Annotated in this window: 11 protein-coding genes; 3 read left to right on the top strand and 8 right to left on the bottom strand. The window is 64.1% G+C overall.

Translation table 11 applies throughout. The features are described from left to right. Positions 1 to 4: 4 nt before the first annotated feature. From LK540_RS22070 to LK540_RS22055, 4 genes are all read right to left on the bottom strand, one after another. Positions 5 to 1,342 (bottom strand): TldD/PmbA family protein, encoded by a 1,338-nt coding sequence (locus tag LK540_RS22070; RefSeq protein WP_229439547.1) that lies wholly within the window; start codon positions 1,340 to 1,342, stop codon positions 5 to 7. Positions 1,343 to 1,351: 9 nt separating this feature from the next. After that, positions 1,352 to 2,989, bottom strand: a complete 1,638-nt coding sequence (locus LK540_RS22065; RefSeq protein ID WP_229439546.1) for a TldD/PmbA family protein — start codon at positions 2,987 to 2,989, stop codon at positions 1,352 to 1,354. A 237-nt stretch (positions 2,990 to 3,226) separates the two neighbouring features. Then, a complete protein-coding gene (locus LK540_RS22060; RefSeq protein WP_229439545.1) occupies positions 3,227 to 4,561 on the bottom strand; it encodes a TldD/PmbA family protein in 1,335 nt (444 codons plus the stop codon). A 10-nt stretch (positions 4,562 to 4,571) separates the two neighbouring features. Beyond that, positions 4,572 to 6,209, bottom strand: a complete 1,638-nt coding sequence (locus LK540_RS22055; protein ID WP_229439544.1) for a TldD/PmbA family protein — start codon at positions 6,207 to 6,209, stop codon at positions 4,572 to 4,574. A gap of 313 nt (positions 6,210 to 6,522) precedes the next feature. Here LK540_RS22055 and LK540_RS22050 point away from each other — a divergent pair, with 313 nt between their 5' ends. Further along, entirely contained in the window at positions 6,523 to 7,314 is a 792-nt protein-coding gene (locus tag LK540_RS22050; protein ID WP_229439543.1) for a class I SAM-dependent methyltransferase, read from the top strand. Between the two features lie 325 nt (positions 7,315 to 7,639). Here LK540_RS22050 and LK540_RS22045 read toward each other — a convergent pair whose 3' ends face one another. Further along, positions 7,640 to 9,268 (bottom strand): serine hydrolase, encoded by a 1,629-nt coding sequence (locus LK540_RS22045; protein ID WP_374041384.1) that lies wholly within the window; start codon positions 9,266 to 9,268, stop codon positions 7,640 to 7,642. A 13-nt stretch (positions 9,269 to 9,281) separates the two neighbouring features. Further along, positions 9,282 to 11,138, bottom strand: coding sequence for a M1 family metallopeptidase (locus tag LK540_RS22040; protein WP_229439542.1), 1,857 nt, complete (start codon positions 11,136 to 11,138; stop codon positions 9,282 to 9,284). 233 nt (positions 11,139 to 11,371) lie between these two features. Between LK540_RS22040 and LK540_RS22035 the strand changes: the two genes are divergently transcribed. After that, positions 11,372 to 11,947: a TMEM165/GDT1 family protein gene (locus LK540_RS22035; protein WP_229439541.1), complete on the top strand. Its 576-nt coding sequence runs from the start codon at positions 11,372 to 11,374 to the stop codon at positions 11,945 to 11,947. Here LK540_RS22035 and LK540_RS22030 read toward each other — a convergent pair whose 3' ends face one another. Both LK540_RS22030 and LK540_RS22025 read right to left on the bottom strand, forming a co-directional pair. Beyond that, entirely contained in the window at positions 11,948 to 12,874 is a 927-nt protein-coding gene (locus LK540_RS22030; RefSeq protein ID WP_229439540.1) for a PfkB family carbohydrate kinase, read from the bottom strand. It abuts the gene before it with no gap. A gap of 8 nt (positions 12,875 to 12,882) precedes the next feature. Next, positions 12,883 to 13,503 (bottom strand): glutathione S-transferase N-terminal domain-containing protein, encoded by a 621-nt coding sequence (locus LK540_RS22025; RefSeq protein WP_229439539.1) that lies wholly within the window; start codon positions 13,501 to 13,503, stop codon positions 12,883 to 12,885. A 145-nt stretch (positions 13,504 to 13,648) separates the two neighbouring features. Here LK540_RS22025 and purB point away from each other — a divergent pair, with 145 nt between their 5' ends. After that, complete coding sequence (gene purB, locus LK540_RS22020) at positions 13,649 to 15,028, top strand: adenylosuccinate lyase (RefSeq protein ID WP_229439538.1); 1,380 nt, start codon at positions 13,649 to 13,651, stop codon at positions 15,026 to 15,028. The last annotated feature ends 32 nt before the right edge of the window (positions 15,029 to 15,060 follow it).

Below are 15,060 nucleotides of genomic sequence, written 5' to 3'. Positions count from 1 at the left end.
GCGATTACACCGCGTCGGACAGCGACGTGAAGTTGAAGTCGCGCACCTTCATCGGCGGCAGCACCATCTGGTAAGGCACCTCGTCGCCACCGATGACTTCCGGCTTGCCCAGTTCATCGACGTTGTTGAGGATGGTGACCGGACTTTCGTTGAAGCGGAAGTTCTTGATCGGGTACTTGATCTTGCCGTTCTCGACGTAGAAGGTGCCGTCGCGCGTGAGGCCCGTCAGCAGCAGCGACTGCGGGTCGACCATGCGGATGTACCAGGTGCGGGTCACGACCACGCCCTTCTTGGTCGAGGCAATCAGCTCTTCCAGCGATTTCGAGCCGCCGGCCATGATCATGTTGCCGTGCTTTGCGGTCGGCGCCACGCCCTGCTTTTTCGCCCAGTACAGCGAGTAGTCGAGCGAGGCGATGCGGCCGTTCTTGATGATGTCGGCACGCTGGCGCGCCAGGCCGGTCTGGCCATCCCACGGCGCCACCGGCACGTCCGGGTTCCACGGGTCGGCCCAGACGTTGATCTGCTCGTCGAACAGCTTGTCGCCCAGGCGGTTCTTGCCGCCGGATTTGGTCAGGAAACTGCGGCCTTCGTCGGCGTCGCGCGCATCGAAACTGGCGAACATATTGCCCAGCACTTCAGAGGTGGCGGCAGGCTCCAGGATCACCGTGTAGCGGCCCGGTTCCAGCGCTTTCGCATCGACCGAGCGCAGCGCCTTTTCGATGGCCACGCCAGCCGCCTCGCGCGCATCGAAACGCGACGCATCGACTGCCGAGCGGGTGACCCAGCCCGAGCCGCGGCCGTCTTCGGTGCGCACGGTGCAGGTATAGGCCAGGTCCGTCATTTCCTGGAAACCGAACACGCCGTTCGAATTGGCCACCGCATTGAAGCGGGTGCTGTCGTTGAAGAAGCCGGCACAGACCAGCTTGTTCTTGTTGGCCGCCTCGATGCTGTAGGCCGCCACTTGTGCGCGGTATTCCGGGTCGATGGCGGCGGTGGCGCGGACAAACGTCGGCGTGGCCTTGTACTCCTGCTTGCCGACGGCCGGCATGAATTCCGGATTCTCCGGCGCCAGGCGCGCCAACTCCTCTGCCCTTCGCACCGCCTTTTCGAGCGATTTATCGTCGAACTCGTTCAGCTGGGCGATGCCCGATTTCTTGCCGAAGGCGACCTGCACGGTGAGGGTCATGTCCTCGTTCAGGCCGGCGGTAGAGATGCTGTTGCGCGCGAAGCGCACGTTGCCGGCGCGGTTGCCGCTGATGTCGACGCTGCATTCGTCGGCTTTCGAAAAGCCCATGACACGGTCGCAGATGCGTTTTGCTTCTTCCTGGTTCAGATGTTTCATGTGTTTTCCTCAACCGATCTTGCGTGCGGTGTTGATGACATTGATGCCGTTGAAGCGCGTGGTGCTCGACCCGTGCGAGACCGCGCTGACCTGGCTCGGCTGGCCCTTGCCGTCGAAGAAGGAGCCGCCCATGCGCCAGTCGCGTTCGTCGCAGATGGCGCTGCAGGCGTTCCAGAATTCCTGAGTGTTTGACTGGTAGGCCACGTCTTCCAGCGGGTTCGTGATCTTGCCGTTCTTGATTTCGTAGAACAGCGTGCCGCCGAACTGGAAGTTGTAGCGCTGCTGGTCGATCGAGTAGGAGCCGCGGCCGATGATGTAGATGCCCTTCTTGACGTCGGCCACCATTTCGTCCGGCGTCATGCGCGCCTTGCCGGCGGCCAGCGACACGTTCGGCATGCGCTGGAACTGCACGCTGCTCCACGAGTCCGCATACGAGCAGCCGTGCGATTCCTTTTCGCCGATGATGTGGGCCTGGTCGCGCGTGGCCTGGTAGTTGACCAGCACGCCGTCCTTGATGATGTCCCATTCCTTGGCGCGCACGCCTTCGTCGTCGTAGCCGATCAGGCCGAGGGAGCCCGGCGTGGTGCGGTCGGCAATGAAGTTCACGCGTTCGGAGCCGAACTTGAATTTCTTCGTCTGCCATTTGTCGAGCGTAGCGAAGCTGGTGCCGGCGTAGTTGGCTTCGTAGCCGAGCACGCGGTCCAGCTCCGTCGGGTGGCCGACGGCTTCGTGGATGGTCAGGAACAGGTGTTCCGGCGCCAGCACCAGGTCGTACTTGCCGGGTTCGACGGATTTGGCGCTGAGCTTCTCGCGCGCCTGCTTGCCTGCGAGGCGGGCGTCTTCCACCACGTCGTACGACTTGGTGTAGAGCGTGGTCACGCCGCCGGCGGCGCGCACCTTGTCTTGCGCGCGCACGTCGAAGTATTCGTAGCCCATGCTCACCGGCGCACCCAGGCCGCCGCGCGAGCGGAACTTGCCGGTGGCCTTGTCGACCGCGGTGGCGGTGATCGGCGCCCACAGGCGGTGGATGTCCTGGTCGATGTAGGAACCGTCGGTGGAAGCGAAATACTTTTGCTGGTTAATCTGGAACAGGTTCGCCGTCATGAAGCTGGCGCCCGCTTCCAGGCCGGCCTTGTTGGCGGCGATCAGCATGTCGGCCTTTTCCTTGACCGGCACCGCGCGCCAGTCCTTCTTGATCGGCGTGGCCCAGCTGACTTCGCCCACGCCCTTCACCGGCGCGAGTTGCACCGGTTCGGTTTGCAGTTTTGCGTTGGCCTTGGCGATCGCTACCGCCTGGCGCGCGGCGGCGGCCACGGCGTCGGGATGCATGCTGTTGGTGGCGGCGAAACCGTAGGCGCCGCCGGCGATCACGCGCACGCCGACGCCGGTCGATTCGGTGTTGGTGATGTTCTCGACGTTCAGGTCGCGCGTGGTGATGAACTGGTTCAGGTAGCGGCCGATGCGCACGTCGCAGTAGGACGCGCCGGCCTTGGTGGCGGCGTTCAGGGCGGCGTCGGCCAGGGATTTCTTGAAGCTCAGCGCCATCGGGTTGAGCAGGTCTTCGGCGGCGATGGCATTGCCGAAGACCGGGACCAGCATGGCGCCAGCGGTGCCGGCGCCGATTTTTAAGAAGCTACGTCGTTCCATCTTGTCTCCATTTACCGCGCGTGTTTCCATATCCGCGCTGCGTCCCGTACGGTGGGCACCCCGTGCCCACGCGGATGCGTACGCGTTGTTACCTTGTGTCGTGGCCTGCTTCCGATGCGCTGCCACGGTGCATCCAATGGCATATCGTTTCGGCGTCAACGTGGCGCGAACATTCGCGTGGGCACGGGGTGCCCACCGTACGGTCAGCGCCAACATTCATATCGGCGCCAACGAGTCTTACACCGCGTCCGACAGCGACGTGAAGTTGAAGTCCCTGACCTTCATCGACGGAATCACCATCGGGTCCGGGCCTTCGTCGCCGCCGATCACCACCGGCTTGCCGATTTCCTCGATATTGTTCAGCAGCGCCACCGGGCTTTCGTTGAAGCGGAAGTTCTTGATCGGATGCTTGATCTTGCCGTTCTCGATGTAGAAGGTGCCGTCGCGGGTCAGGCCGGTCAGGGCCACCGATTGCGGGTCGACCATGCGGATGTACCAGGTACGGGTGACCAGCACGCCCTTCTTGGTGTTCGCGATCAGTTCGGCCGTGGTTTTATCCGTGCCGCCCATGATGTAGTTGCCGGCGCCGCCGATCGAGCGCACGCCCTTTTGCTGGGCCCAGTAGCGCGAGTAATCCATCGAGGCCACGCGGCCGCCCTTGATCAGGTCGATGCGTTCGCGCGCGCGCATGGATTCGTCCCACGGCAGCACCGGCACGTCCGGGTTCCACGGGTCGGTCCAGATGTTCACCTGCTCATCGAACAGCTTGTCGCCCAGGCGGTTCTTGCCGCCGGCCTTGGACAGGAAGCTGCGGCCTTCGTCGGCGCGGCGCGCGTCGAAGCCGTTGAACATAAAGGCGAGCAAATCGCTGGTGGCGGCCGGTTCCAGCACCACGGTGTAGCGGCCCGGTTCCAGTGCCTTGGCGTCGACCGAGCGCAGCGCCTTTTCGATGGCGACGTCGGCCGCTTCGCGCGGATCGAACTTCGCCAGGTCGCGCGCCGAGCGCTTGACCCAGCCCGAGCCGCGGCCGTCTTCGGTGCGGATGGTGCAGGTGAAGTCGAGCGAGGTCAGGACCTGGTGGCCGAAGACGCCGTTCGAGTTGGCGATGGTTTCGAACGAGGTGGTGTCGGTCAGGAAGCCGGCAGCCACCAGGCCCTGCTTGCGGCAGGCCTCGATGCTGTAGGCGGCGGCCTGGGCGCGGATCTCGGGGTCGATGTCGGCGGTCTTCTGGACAAAGGTGTTCGACTGCCTGAACGCGGCCTTGGCCACGGCCGGCATGAACTCCGGGTTTTCCGGCGCCAGGCGCGCTAGCTCTTCGGCGCGGCGCACCACGCGTTCGAGCGACTTGTCGTCGAACTCGTTGATGCTGGCGGTGCCCTGGCGCTTGCCGAAGGCGACGCGCACGGTAATCGACGTGTCGTCGGTCAGGCCGGCGGTGGAGACGGCATTACGGGCGAAGCGGATATTGCCGGCGCGTTTGCCGCCGATGCTGACGATGCACTCGTCGGCCTTGGTCAGCGACAGCACGCGGTCGCAGATGCGCTTGGTTTGTTCCTGGGTCAGGATGGTCATGTGCGTTTCCTTAACCGATCTTGCGGGCGGTGTTGATCACGTTGATGCCGTTGAAGCGCGCGGTCGAGGCGCCATGCGAGACGATGGAAATCTGCGGCGGCTGGCCCTTGCCGTCGAAGAAGGAACCACCCATGCGCCAGTCGCGCTCGTCGCACAGGGCCGTGCAGGCGCTCCAGAATTCCTGGGTGTTCGCCTGGTAGGCCACGTCTTCCAGCATCTCGCCGATCTTGCCGTCCTTGATTTCGTAGTACAGCTGGCCGCCGAACTGGAAGTTGTAGCGCTGCTGGTCGATCGAGAACGAACCGTCGCCGACGATGTAGATGCCCTTCTTGATGTTCTTGACCATCTCGTCCGGCGTCATTTTCTTTTTGCCGGCCGCGAGCGACACGTTCGGCATGCGCTGGAACTGCACGTTGCTCCACGAGTCCGCGTACGAGCAGCCATGCGATTCCTTTTCGCCGATGATGTGGGCCTGGTCGCGCGTGGCCTGGTAGTTGACCAGGATGCCGTCCTTGATGATGTCCCACTGCTTGCACTTGACGCCTTCATCGTCGTAGGCCACCGCGCCGAGCGAACCCGGGGTGGTCTTGTCGGCGACGATGTTCACCAGGTCCGAGCCGTACTTGAATTTCTTGGTCTGCCACTTGTCGAGCGTGGCGAAGCTGGTGCCGGCGTAGTTTGCTTCGTAGCCGAGCACGCGGTCGAGTTCCGTCGGGTGGCCCACCGATTCGTGGATGGTCAGCCACAGGTGTTCCGGCGTCAGCATCAGGTCGTACTTGCCCGGGGTGACCGACTTCGCGGTGAGCTTGCGCTTGGCGTCGCGGCCGGCGGCGCGCGCGTCCTCGACGATGTCGTAGGACTGGGTGTAGAGGGTGGCGACACCGCCGGCGGCCTTGATCTTGTGCTCGGGGCGGGCATCGAGGTACTCGTAGCCCATGCCGACCGGCGCGCCCAGGCCGGCGCGCGAGCGGAACTTGCCGGTGGCCTTGTCGACCGCGGTGGCCGTCATCGGCGCCCACAGGCGGTGCAGGTCCTGGTCGATGTAGGAGCCGTCGGTGGAAGCAAAGTACTTCTGCTGGTTCACCTGGAACAGCATCGACTGCATGAAGTTGGCGCCGCCGTCCATGCCGGCCTTGTTGGCGGCGATCAGCAGGTCGGCCTTGTCCTTGATCGGCACCGTGCGCCAGTCCTTCTTGATCGGCGTGGCCCAGCTAACCTCGCCCACGCCCTTCACCGGCGCCAGCTGCACCGGTTCGGTCTGCAGCTTGGCGTTGGCCTTCGCAATCGCCACCGCCTGGCGCGCCGCGCCGGCGATGCCGTCGTTGGTCATGTCGGAGGTGGCGGCAAAGCCGTAGGCGCCGTTCACGATCACGCGCACGCCGACGCCGGCCGACTCGGTATTCACGACGTTCTCGACGTTCAGGTCGCGGGTGGTGACGAACTGGTTCAGGTAGCGCCCGATGCGCACGTCGCAGTAGGAAGCGCCGGCCTTGGTGGCGGCGTTCAGCGCGATGTCCGCCAGCGCCTTTTTCGCCGATGCGGCCATCGGATTGAGCAGCTCTTCGGCCGCGATTGCGCGGCCAGCCACCGGGATCAGCATCGAGCCAAAGGCGATGGTGCCGATGTTGAGGAAGGTACGACGTTCCATTCTGTCTCCTGAATTCAAGCTGCTTCTGGGGCGGCGTTCATACGGACCGTGCCGCGTATGTATATGGTGAACTCGTGGCTGCCGGCGCTGCGAGCGCAACGGCAAACCGCTAAACATTATCAGCAACTAAACGTTTTGAATAGGCAATCTTTGCGGCCGATACAAACTGGCTACACGACTACGCACGGCTGCTGCATGCGAGGGCGTTTTTGTATTGACACTCCCTCCGAAGGTGCACGCGGATTCGCTTGACTGTGCGGTATGCATGCCCGATCATCGGGCGCGACGCTCAACCACAATGGAGACGCAACCGATGAAACGACTGATCCTGGCAGCAGCACTGGCCACCGGCATGCTGGGCGCTGCCCACGCCGACGACGCTTTGAAAGCCGCCATCGCCGGCGAGCACCGCGCCGCCACCAACAGCGCACGCGATGTCTATCGCCATCCCTATGAAACGCTGACCTTCTTCGGCATCAAGCCGAACATGACGGTGGTGGAACTGGTGCCCTCGGGCGGCTGGTACACCGAGATCCTGGCGCCCTACCTGCGCGACAAGGGCAAGCTGATCGGCGCCGGCCAGGCCGTCGCACCGGGCAACCGCTATGGCGAGGCCTTCAAGAAGAAGCTCGACTCGAATCCGGCGCTGTACGACAAGGTCGTGACCAGCGTGTTCGAGCCGCCAAGCCGCTACGAAATCGCCGCGCCGAACAGCGTCGACATGGTGCTCACCTTCCGCAACCTGCACAACTGGGTGGGGTATGGCGACGACTCGGTGAAGACGATCTTCAAGGAGATCCACAAGGTGCTCAAGCCGGGCGGCGTGCTGGGCGTGGTGGACCATCGTCTGCCGGCGTCGATGAAGCAGGACGAAAAGGCATCGAGCGGCTACGTGCACGAGTCGTACGTGATCAAGATGGCCGAGAGCGCGGGCTTCAAGCTGGCGGGAAGGTCGGAAGTGAATGCGAATGCCAAGGACAAGGCCGACCACGACAAGGGCGTGTGGACGTTGCCGCCGGTGCTGGCGAACAAGGACAAGGATCGCGAGAAGTACGTGGCGATTGGCGAGAGCGATCGGATGACGTTGAAATTCGTGAAGCAGTAAGTAAGCGGGGCCGATGGCCCCGTTTTTTATCGTAGCGCCGGCATATTCGTGAGGCAGGAATGATCGGGGCGGTGACCGTACGGTGGGCACGCCGTGCCCACGCGGAAGCCTGATACGGGTTGGCTCCGTTTGATGCCGGTACTCTGCACAGCGTTGGCTGTCGTCCAAGATAAACGTTAGCGATTGTTCTTTGAGACACGTTGTCTCGATATGCGCAACGCGTCCAGAACACGGCCGCCGATGACATCGCATTCCGCGTGGGCACGGAGTGCCCACCGTACGGTACAAGCCAACAATGAAAAAGGGGCCGCGGCCCCTTTTTCTGTTACTTCTTCGCTGCTGCCTTCACCGGCGTAAACAGCAAATCATGGAAGTCGTAGCTGAAGTCGGTCTCCTCGGACACCGCCTTCATCTTCACATGATCGATGCTGCCGTCATGGTCCAGCGAGAAGGTCGCATACGCATCGGCATTGAAGTTGCGCTCCTTCCAGCGCACGATGAAGGTGTCGTGCTGGAAGTGTTCCATCTCGCCTGTCAAATCGGGCGTCTTCGAGAACGACATCACCAGCTTGTTGCCATTGCGCTTCACGTTCATGATGCCGTACCACGGGTCCTCGTACTGGCCTTCGTAGGCCGACAGCGCCAGCGACGGCTTCGACGTCGACGCGCGCGTGGTCGATGCCGACTTCAAACGCGCCAGTTCCTTGGCATGCGCTTCTTCCTCGATATCGGACACCAGCTTGATCCAGTCGGTCGGCGTGGAACCCGTCATGTACTGGTCCATCAGGCGGTACTGCAGCGCGCTCAGGGCGCCGCCGCTTTCGGCGTTGGTCAGGATCGCGATGCCCAGCTTCGATTCCGGCACCAGCAGCACGCGCGAATAGAAGCCCTGCAGTGCGCCGCCGTGCATGGCCACCAGCTGGCCCTTGTAGTCGCGCAGCTGGAAGCCCAGGCCGTAGGCATAGAAGTTCGGCTTGGTGGACGCCAGCGGGCCTTTCGGCGTGTTGATCTTCATCGGCGTCTGCGCGGTCCACATCTCGCGCGATTGCGCTTCGCTCCACAAACGCAGTTCCTTGCCGTCCGCGCCCTTGGCGCCTGCCACGCGGCCGCCGTCGAGCAGCACCTGCATCCACTTGGCGATGTCTTCGGCATTCGTGTTGATGCCCACCGCGCCGACCGCGTTCGCCACCGGCATCGACTTCACGGCGCTGATCTTGTCCTTGATCTTGCTGTGCGCGTTCGAGGCGTTCGGGTTGCCCTCGTTTTCCGCCAGGCTGGTGGTGGTCGTGGTCATGCCGACCGGGTTCAGGATGCGCTCGCGCACCGTATCGCCCCAGGATTTACCGGACTTCTGGGCGATGATCTTGCCGGCCACGATGTACAGCAGGTTGTCGTAGGCGTAGCTGCTGCGGAAGCTGGTGGCCGGGCGGATGTAGCGCAGCTTCTCGATGATCTCGTCGGTGCTGAAGTTGGTGGTCGGCCACCACAGCAGGTCCCCGGCGCCCAGGCCCAGGCCGCTGCGGTGGGTCAGCAGATCGCGCACCGTCATTTCACGGGTGACGTAGGCATCGTACATCTGGAAGTCCGGCAGGTGCTTGACCACCGGGTCGTCCCATTTCAGCTTGCCCTCGTCGACCAGCATGGCCAGGGCGGCGGCGGTAAAGGCTTTCGAGTTCGAGGCGATTTCGAACAGGGTCTTGCCATCCACTTTCGCCGGCTCGCCGAGTTTACGCACGCCGAAGCCGCGCGCAGCGATCACTTGACCGTCCTTGACGACGGCAATCGCGATGCCGGGCACGTCGAAGGCCTTCATGGTGCGGGTGACGTCCTGTTCCAGGTCGTAGGCACTGGCTGGCGCGATGGCGGCGATCGCTGGCGCTTGTGTTTGAGCATAGGCGCCAGCGGCAGAAAACGCGATGAGGATTGCGGCTGTAAGGTGTTTGATCTGTTGCACTCTCGGGTTCCTTTTATTGTTTGACCATCTGTTTATCGACGCTTCCCTGCGTTTCGGGGTGGTAGCGTTCGCGGGCGGACTTGTAGACGCTCTCGGCCCAGGCGCGGTCTTCCGCATTCGCGCGCAGTGCGGTGTACAGCGGCACCACGAACTTCTGGCGGCCGACGCTCATCAGGAAGGCGTTCAGCTGCGGGCGGATGTCGCGGTAGCCGGCGTGCACGGCGGCGCGGTAGAAGCGGAAGGCGACTTCGTTGTTGCCGGTCTTGGCCAGGCCAAAGGCGGTGTCCAGTTCCTTTAGGCGCTTCGCATCCACCTTGTTGTCGATATCGTTCAGGAACTTCATCCACTCAGCGGCCGTCCAGCCTTTGGTGTCGAGCTTCGCTGTCGGCAGCTCGCCTTTGATCCAGGCGGCGGTGGCGGTATCCAGCGCCGTCAAGCGCTGCGACTTGGCGTGCTTGGCGCTCGCCGGAATGCCCGGGCCGTACAGCCATTCGTCGAGTTCCGCATTGCTCATTACCTGTGGGTGCTTCGCCAGCAAATTGCTGCGCAGGTAGGCAACGAACTGGTCGGTGGTCACGCTCTGGAAGGCGTGGCTGTCGAACCAGCCGCGCAGGAAGGGATCGAACACGGCGCGGCCGGCGCGCTCTTCCAGGGTGCGCAGGAACCAGGCGCCCTTCGGATAGGCCAGGCCTTCGTCGGTGTAGGTGGCCGAACCGGTGTCGGCGGCGCGCGTGATCAAGGCCTGTTTCGCCGGCGGGATCTCCTTCAGCGAGTCGATCGCTTCTTCCTGCTCGAGCTGCAAATTCATCAGCGCGACTTCCTGGCCATACAGGACCTCAAGAATGCGGGTGGTCACGTAGGTCGTAAAACCTTCATTCAGCCACCAGTGCTTCCACGAGGCGTTGGTGACCAGGTTGCCCGACCAGCTGTGCGCCAGTTCGTGGGCGATCAGGTCGACCAGGCTGCGGTCGCCGGCGATCATGGTCGGGGTGAGAAAGGTCAGGCGCGGATTCTCCATGCCGCCGATCGGGAAGGACGGCGGCAGCACCAGCATGTCGTAGCGTCCCCAGCGATAGGGGCCATAGAGCGACTCGGCGGCTTCGACCATCTTTTCGGTGTCGGCCAGTTCGTAGGCGGCGGCTTCCATGCGCAGCGGCTCGGCGTAGACGCCGGTGCGTCCGCCCAGGGTGCGCGCTTCCAGCTCACCGATGCCGATGGCCAGCAGGTAGGACGGAATCGGCTGCGGCATGGTGAATTTCCAGCCGCCCTTGCCCGTCGCCTTCGGGTCGTTATCGGCGCTCATCACCACGCGCAGGCCTTGCGGGGCCTGGATGCGTGCGGTGTAGGTAAAGCGCACCGACGGCGTGTCCTGCACCGGCACCCAGGAGCGCGCGTTAATGGATTGCGACTGGCTGAACATGAAGGGACGCTTGCCGGACAGGGTCTGGGCTGGCGTGAGCCATTGCAGGGCGCTGGCGGTGGGGGCGGTGTGGTAGTGGATGCGCACCTTGGGCGCTTGTGCGGGCAGCTGCACGTGCAGGGCCTGGCCCTTCTCCTGGTCGAACTTGTCGAGGGTGTACTTTGCCGGGGTCCAGCGGCCCATGGCATCCTGGGCTTCGATCTTCGAGATCGTCAGCTCGCGCGTGTCGAGGTCGAGGGTGCGGGCGGACTTGTCGAGCCAGTCGAGCGACAGTTCGGCAAAGCCGGACAGGGTCTTCTTCTCGAAGTCGGCCTTCAGGTCCATGTGCAGGGCGCGGGTGCGCACCTGGTCGTAGTTGGCGTAGCTGAGCGGGTCGAGCGCGAGGGCCTGCGCGCTGGCCGTGCCGAGGATGGCGCACAGGGTGGCGCGCAGCAAGGTACTGGTTGTCATGGTGTCTCGTCGGTGGTGGGGCCGGCCCTGGGGCGGCGGAAGCAGCTGGGCAGGATAGCACTTTAGGGTGGTGTGCGAAAGGATGGGGCGCTGCGCGGCGCGGTGTTCGACATGCAAGCGCCGTACAGCGTGGACACGGGTGTCCACCCTGCCAAACATGGAACCGGCGCTGTATTGACGCGCTAACGCGGGATGGACTCTGCTATGATCCGCGCTTTTGCACGCACCACTTTATGGATGCCTTCCTGGTCGCTACCGGCATCGTCGGCCTCGCTGAAATCGGCGACAAGACGCAGCTCCTGGCCTTTCTCCTCGCCGCGCGCTTTCGCCGTCCGCTGCCCATCGTCGCCGGCATCCTTGTCGCCACCCTGCTCAACCACGCCTTTGCCGCCGCCGTCGGCGCGCTGGTGAGCGAGCTGCTGGGACCTTCAAGCATGCGCTGGGTGCTGGGGCTCTCGTTCCTGGGCATGGCGGTGTGGGCGATGATTCCCGACGAAGTCGATGAGACCGAGGCCTCGCTGGCCAGGTTCGGCGTGTTCTTCACCACCGTGCTGGCGTTCTTTGTCGCCGAGATGGGGGACAAGACGCAGGTGGCCACCGTGGCGCTGGCGGCGCGCTACAACGAGATCGTGACGGTGGTGGCCGGCACCACCTTCGGCATGATGCTGGCGAACGTGCCGGCGGTGTACTTCGGCGAGCGGATCGCGAACAAGATTCCGCTCACGCTGGTGCACGGGATTGCGGCGCTGATCTTTGCGGCGCTCGGTGTCGCCACCCTGCTGGGCGCCGGCGAAGGCTTCGGTTTCTGATTACCGCCAGCGGCTCATCCACTTGTCGTAGAAGCCCAGGTCGCGCGGCACGGCGCCGGTGACGGCGCAGATGGCGCCGGCGAATTCGTTGGCGCGCGTGAGCGTGACGTCCAGCGGCCAGCCGCGTGCGCGGCCCAGCAGGAAGATCGCCGAGAACGCATCCCCTGCCCCCACCGTGTCGATGACGAAGGGCGGCGCCGGCGTGTCGCGGGTGTCGATCGTGGCGCCGTCGCGGCCGAAATACACCGAGCCGCGGTGACCGAGCGTGACGATCAGCGCCTGCAGGCCGAACATCTTCAGCAGGCCGGCGCAGGCCGAGCGGGTTTCGTTGGGGGCCAGCGGCGGGTCGTTCGGGCCGAGCTGGAAGTACCACTGGAACAAAGCCTGCAGCTCTTCTTCGTTCACCTTCACGATATCCGCCGCATGCAGCGCGTGGAAGACGGTGCGCTCGCCGTACTGGCCTTCGCGCAAATTCAGGTCGAGGAAGCGCGTGGCCTGGGTGGCTGACAGGAGCGCCTGCAGCGTGCCGCGCGAGCGTTCGCTGCGCTGGGCCAGGGTGCCGAAGTAGATGGCCGAGGGCGTCACCGACGCCATGGCCGCCAGCGCCGCCTCGCGTTCGATGTAGTCGTAGGCCTGGTTCGGCACGATCACGAAGCGGTGGCCCTTGGCCAGGCGCTCGACCAGCACGCGGCCGGTTTCCTCGATGGCGTCGCGCTGCAGGCCGGCCTGCGACATGGCGAAGCGCTCGAATTCGGCGCGCACGCTTTCGCCGTTGCGGTCTGCGCCGACGCGGGTGATCATCAACTGCGGCGCCATGAAGGCGGCCAGGTGGCGCGCGACGTTGAAGGGCGCGCCGCCCACCACCTGCTCGGTGGCGAAGTCGTCGACCAGGGCTTCGCCGAAGACGACGGTTGCCGTGTTATCCACCGGGCCGCTCACGCTTCGAACGGCACGGTGTCCTTGAAGGACGCGCGCTCGGCCAGCTTGTCGTGCAGGCGCGCCAGGTTCGGATGGTCACCGCGCCAGTCGATCTCCGGGAAGCGGAACGTCAGCCAGCCCAGCGCGCAACCCACGGCCACATCGGCCAGCGAGTAGTTCTTGCCCATGCAGTAGGCGCTGTCGCCGAGCTTTTCCGACATGATCTGCAAGCCGGCCGTCACCTTGCCCAGCTGGCGCGCGATCCACTGCGGGCTTTGCTGTTCCTGCGGGCGCAGCGTGCGTTCCAGGCGCACCAGCACGGCGGCATCGAGCACGCCGTCGGCCAGCGCTTCCCAGACTTTCACGTCGGCGCGGTCGCGGCCGTTGCCGTTGGCCGGCAGCAGCTTGCACACCGGCGTGAGGGTGTCGAGGTATTCGGCGATCACGCGCGAGTCGTAGAGGGCGCTGCCGTCTTCCATCACCAGGCAGGGCACCTTGCCGAGCGGGTTGGACAGGTGGACCTGGGTGGTCGCGGCCCACACGTTATCGAGCTCGAAGCTGTAGTCGAGCTTCTTTTCCGCCATCACGACGCGGACCTTGCGCACATAGGGACTGGTGGTCGAACCGATGAGTTTCATAGATGCTCGGAAAGGATAATTTAATAAGAGTATAACATTGGCCCTGCCGCGAAAAACCGCCGTCACGGCCGCTTTCGACGCGCCCGCAACAAGGGGCGCGGGCCAGTCCAATGGTAAAATCGACGTTTTTGCACGGACGCCCGCCATGACCGCTACCGCCCCCCTTTCCTCCCTGTCGGCCCTGTCGCCGCTCGACGGCCGCTACGCCGCCAAGACCGACAAGCTGCGCCCGATCCTGTCCGAAGCCGGCTTCATGCACCACCGCGTGAAGGTCGAGATCTCCTGGCTGCAGGCCCTGGCCCAGGCTGGCTTCGACGAAATCAAGCCGTTTTCGACTGAAGCGATCGCCCACCTCGACAAGATGGCCGCGGACTTCAGCGAAGCCGACGCCGCGCGCATCAAGGAAATCGAAGCGGTCACGAACCACGACGTGAAGGCGGTCGAGTACTGGCTGAAGGAACAGGTGAAGGACGTGCCGGAGCTGGTGGCGGCGTCGGAATTCATCCACTTCGGCTGCACCTCGGAAGACATCAACAACACCTCGCACGGCATGATGCTCAAAGCCGCGCGCGACGGCGTGATCGTGCCGGCCCTGCAGAACGTGATCGCCAAGCTGACCGAGATCGCCCATGTGAACGCCGAGCTGCCGATGCTCTCGCGCACCCACGGCCAGACCGCCAGCCCGACCACCCTCGGCAAGGAATTCGCCAACGTGGTCGCCCGCCTGCAGCGCGCCGTGAAGCGCATCGCCGACGTCGAAATCCTCGGCAAGATGAACGGCGCGGTCGGCAACTACAATGCCCACCTGTCGGCCTACCCTGGCTTCGACTGGCAGGCGTTTTCGAAGGAGGTAATCGAATCGCGCCTGGGCCTGACCTTCAATCCCTACACCATCCAGATCGAGCCGCACGACTACATGGCCGAGATGTTCGATGCGATCGCGCGCGCCAACACGATCCTGCTGGACCTGAACCGCGACATCTGGACCTACGTTTCGCTGGGCTACTTCAAGCAGAAGCTGAAGGCCGGCGAAATCGGTTCGTCGACCATGCCGCATAAAGTCAACCCGATCGACTTCGAGAACTCGGAAGGCAACCTGGGCCTGGCTAACGCCGTGCTGCGCCATATGGCCGAGAAGCTGCCGGTCTCGCGCATGCAGCGCGACCTCACCGATTCCACCGTGCTGCGCAACATCGGCGTCGGCTTCGGCTACGCCCTGCTGGCCTACGACAGCTGCCTGCGCGGCCTGAACAAGCTGGAAGTGAATGCGGCCCGCCTGGAAGCGGACCTGGACGCCAGCTGGGAAGTGCTGGCCGAGCCGGTGCAGACCGTGATGCGCCGCTACGGCATCGAGAACCCGTACGAGCAGCTGAAGGAACTCACGCGCGGCAAGGGCATTACCCGCGAAGCGCTGCAGGAGTTCATCGGCAAGCTGGCGATTCCGCAGGAAGCCAGGGAGCTGCTGCTGGCGATGACGCCGGCGAACTACACGGGGATTGCGGCGCAGCTGGCCAAGGCGATCTGAGGATAGCCTCCGTATGAAAAAAGCCCGCATCA

The organism is Massilia sp. IC2-278 (assembly GCF_020708045.1).
Classification (GTDB): Bacteria; Pseudomonadota; Gammaproteobacteria; order Burkholderiales; family Burkholderiaceae_D; genus Telluria.
Note: the sequence above shows the minus strand (reverse complement) of the source record. Positions and strands in the feature narration are given on the sequence as shown.

Coding starts and splice junctions, on each gene's coding strand:
- LK540_RS22040 (WP_229439542.1), bottom strand. CDS start 11,138: ATGACAACCAGTACCTTGCTGCGCGCCACCCTGTGCGCCATCCTCGGC.
- LK540_RS22055 (WP_229439544.1), bottom strand. CDS start 6,209: ATGGAACGTCGTACCTTCCTCAACATCGGCACCATCGCCTTTGGCTCG.
- LK540_RS22065 (WP_229439546.1), bottom strand. CDS start 2,989: ATGGAACGACGTAGCTTCTTAAAAATCGGCGCCGGCACCGCTGGCGCC.
- LK540_RS22070 (WP_229439547.1), bottom strand. CDS start 1,342: ATGAAACATCTGAACCAGGAAGAAGCAAAACGCATCTGCGACCGTGTC.
- purB (WP_229439538.1), top strand. CDS start 13,649: ATGACCGCTACCGCCCCCCTTTCCTCCCTGTCGGCCCTGTCGCCGCTC.
- LK540_RS22035 (WP_229439541.1), top strand. CDS start 11,372: ATGGATGCCTTCCTGGTCGCTACCGGCATCGTCGGCCTCGCTGAAATC.
- LK540_RS22060 (WP_229439545.1), bottom strand. CDS start 4,561: ATGACCATCCTGACCCAGGAACAAACCAAGCGCATCTGCGACCGCGTG.
- LK540_RS22025 (WP_229439539.1), bottom strand. CDS start 13,503: ATGAAACTCATCGGTTCGACCACCAGTCCCTATGTGCGCAAGGTCCGC.
- LK540_RS22050 (WP_229439543.1), top strand. CDS start 6,523: ATGAAACGACTGATCCTGGCAGCAGCACTGGCCACCGGCATGCTGGGC.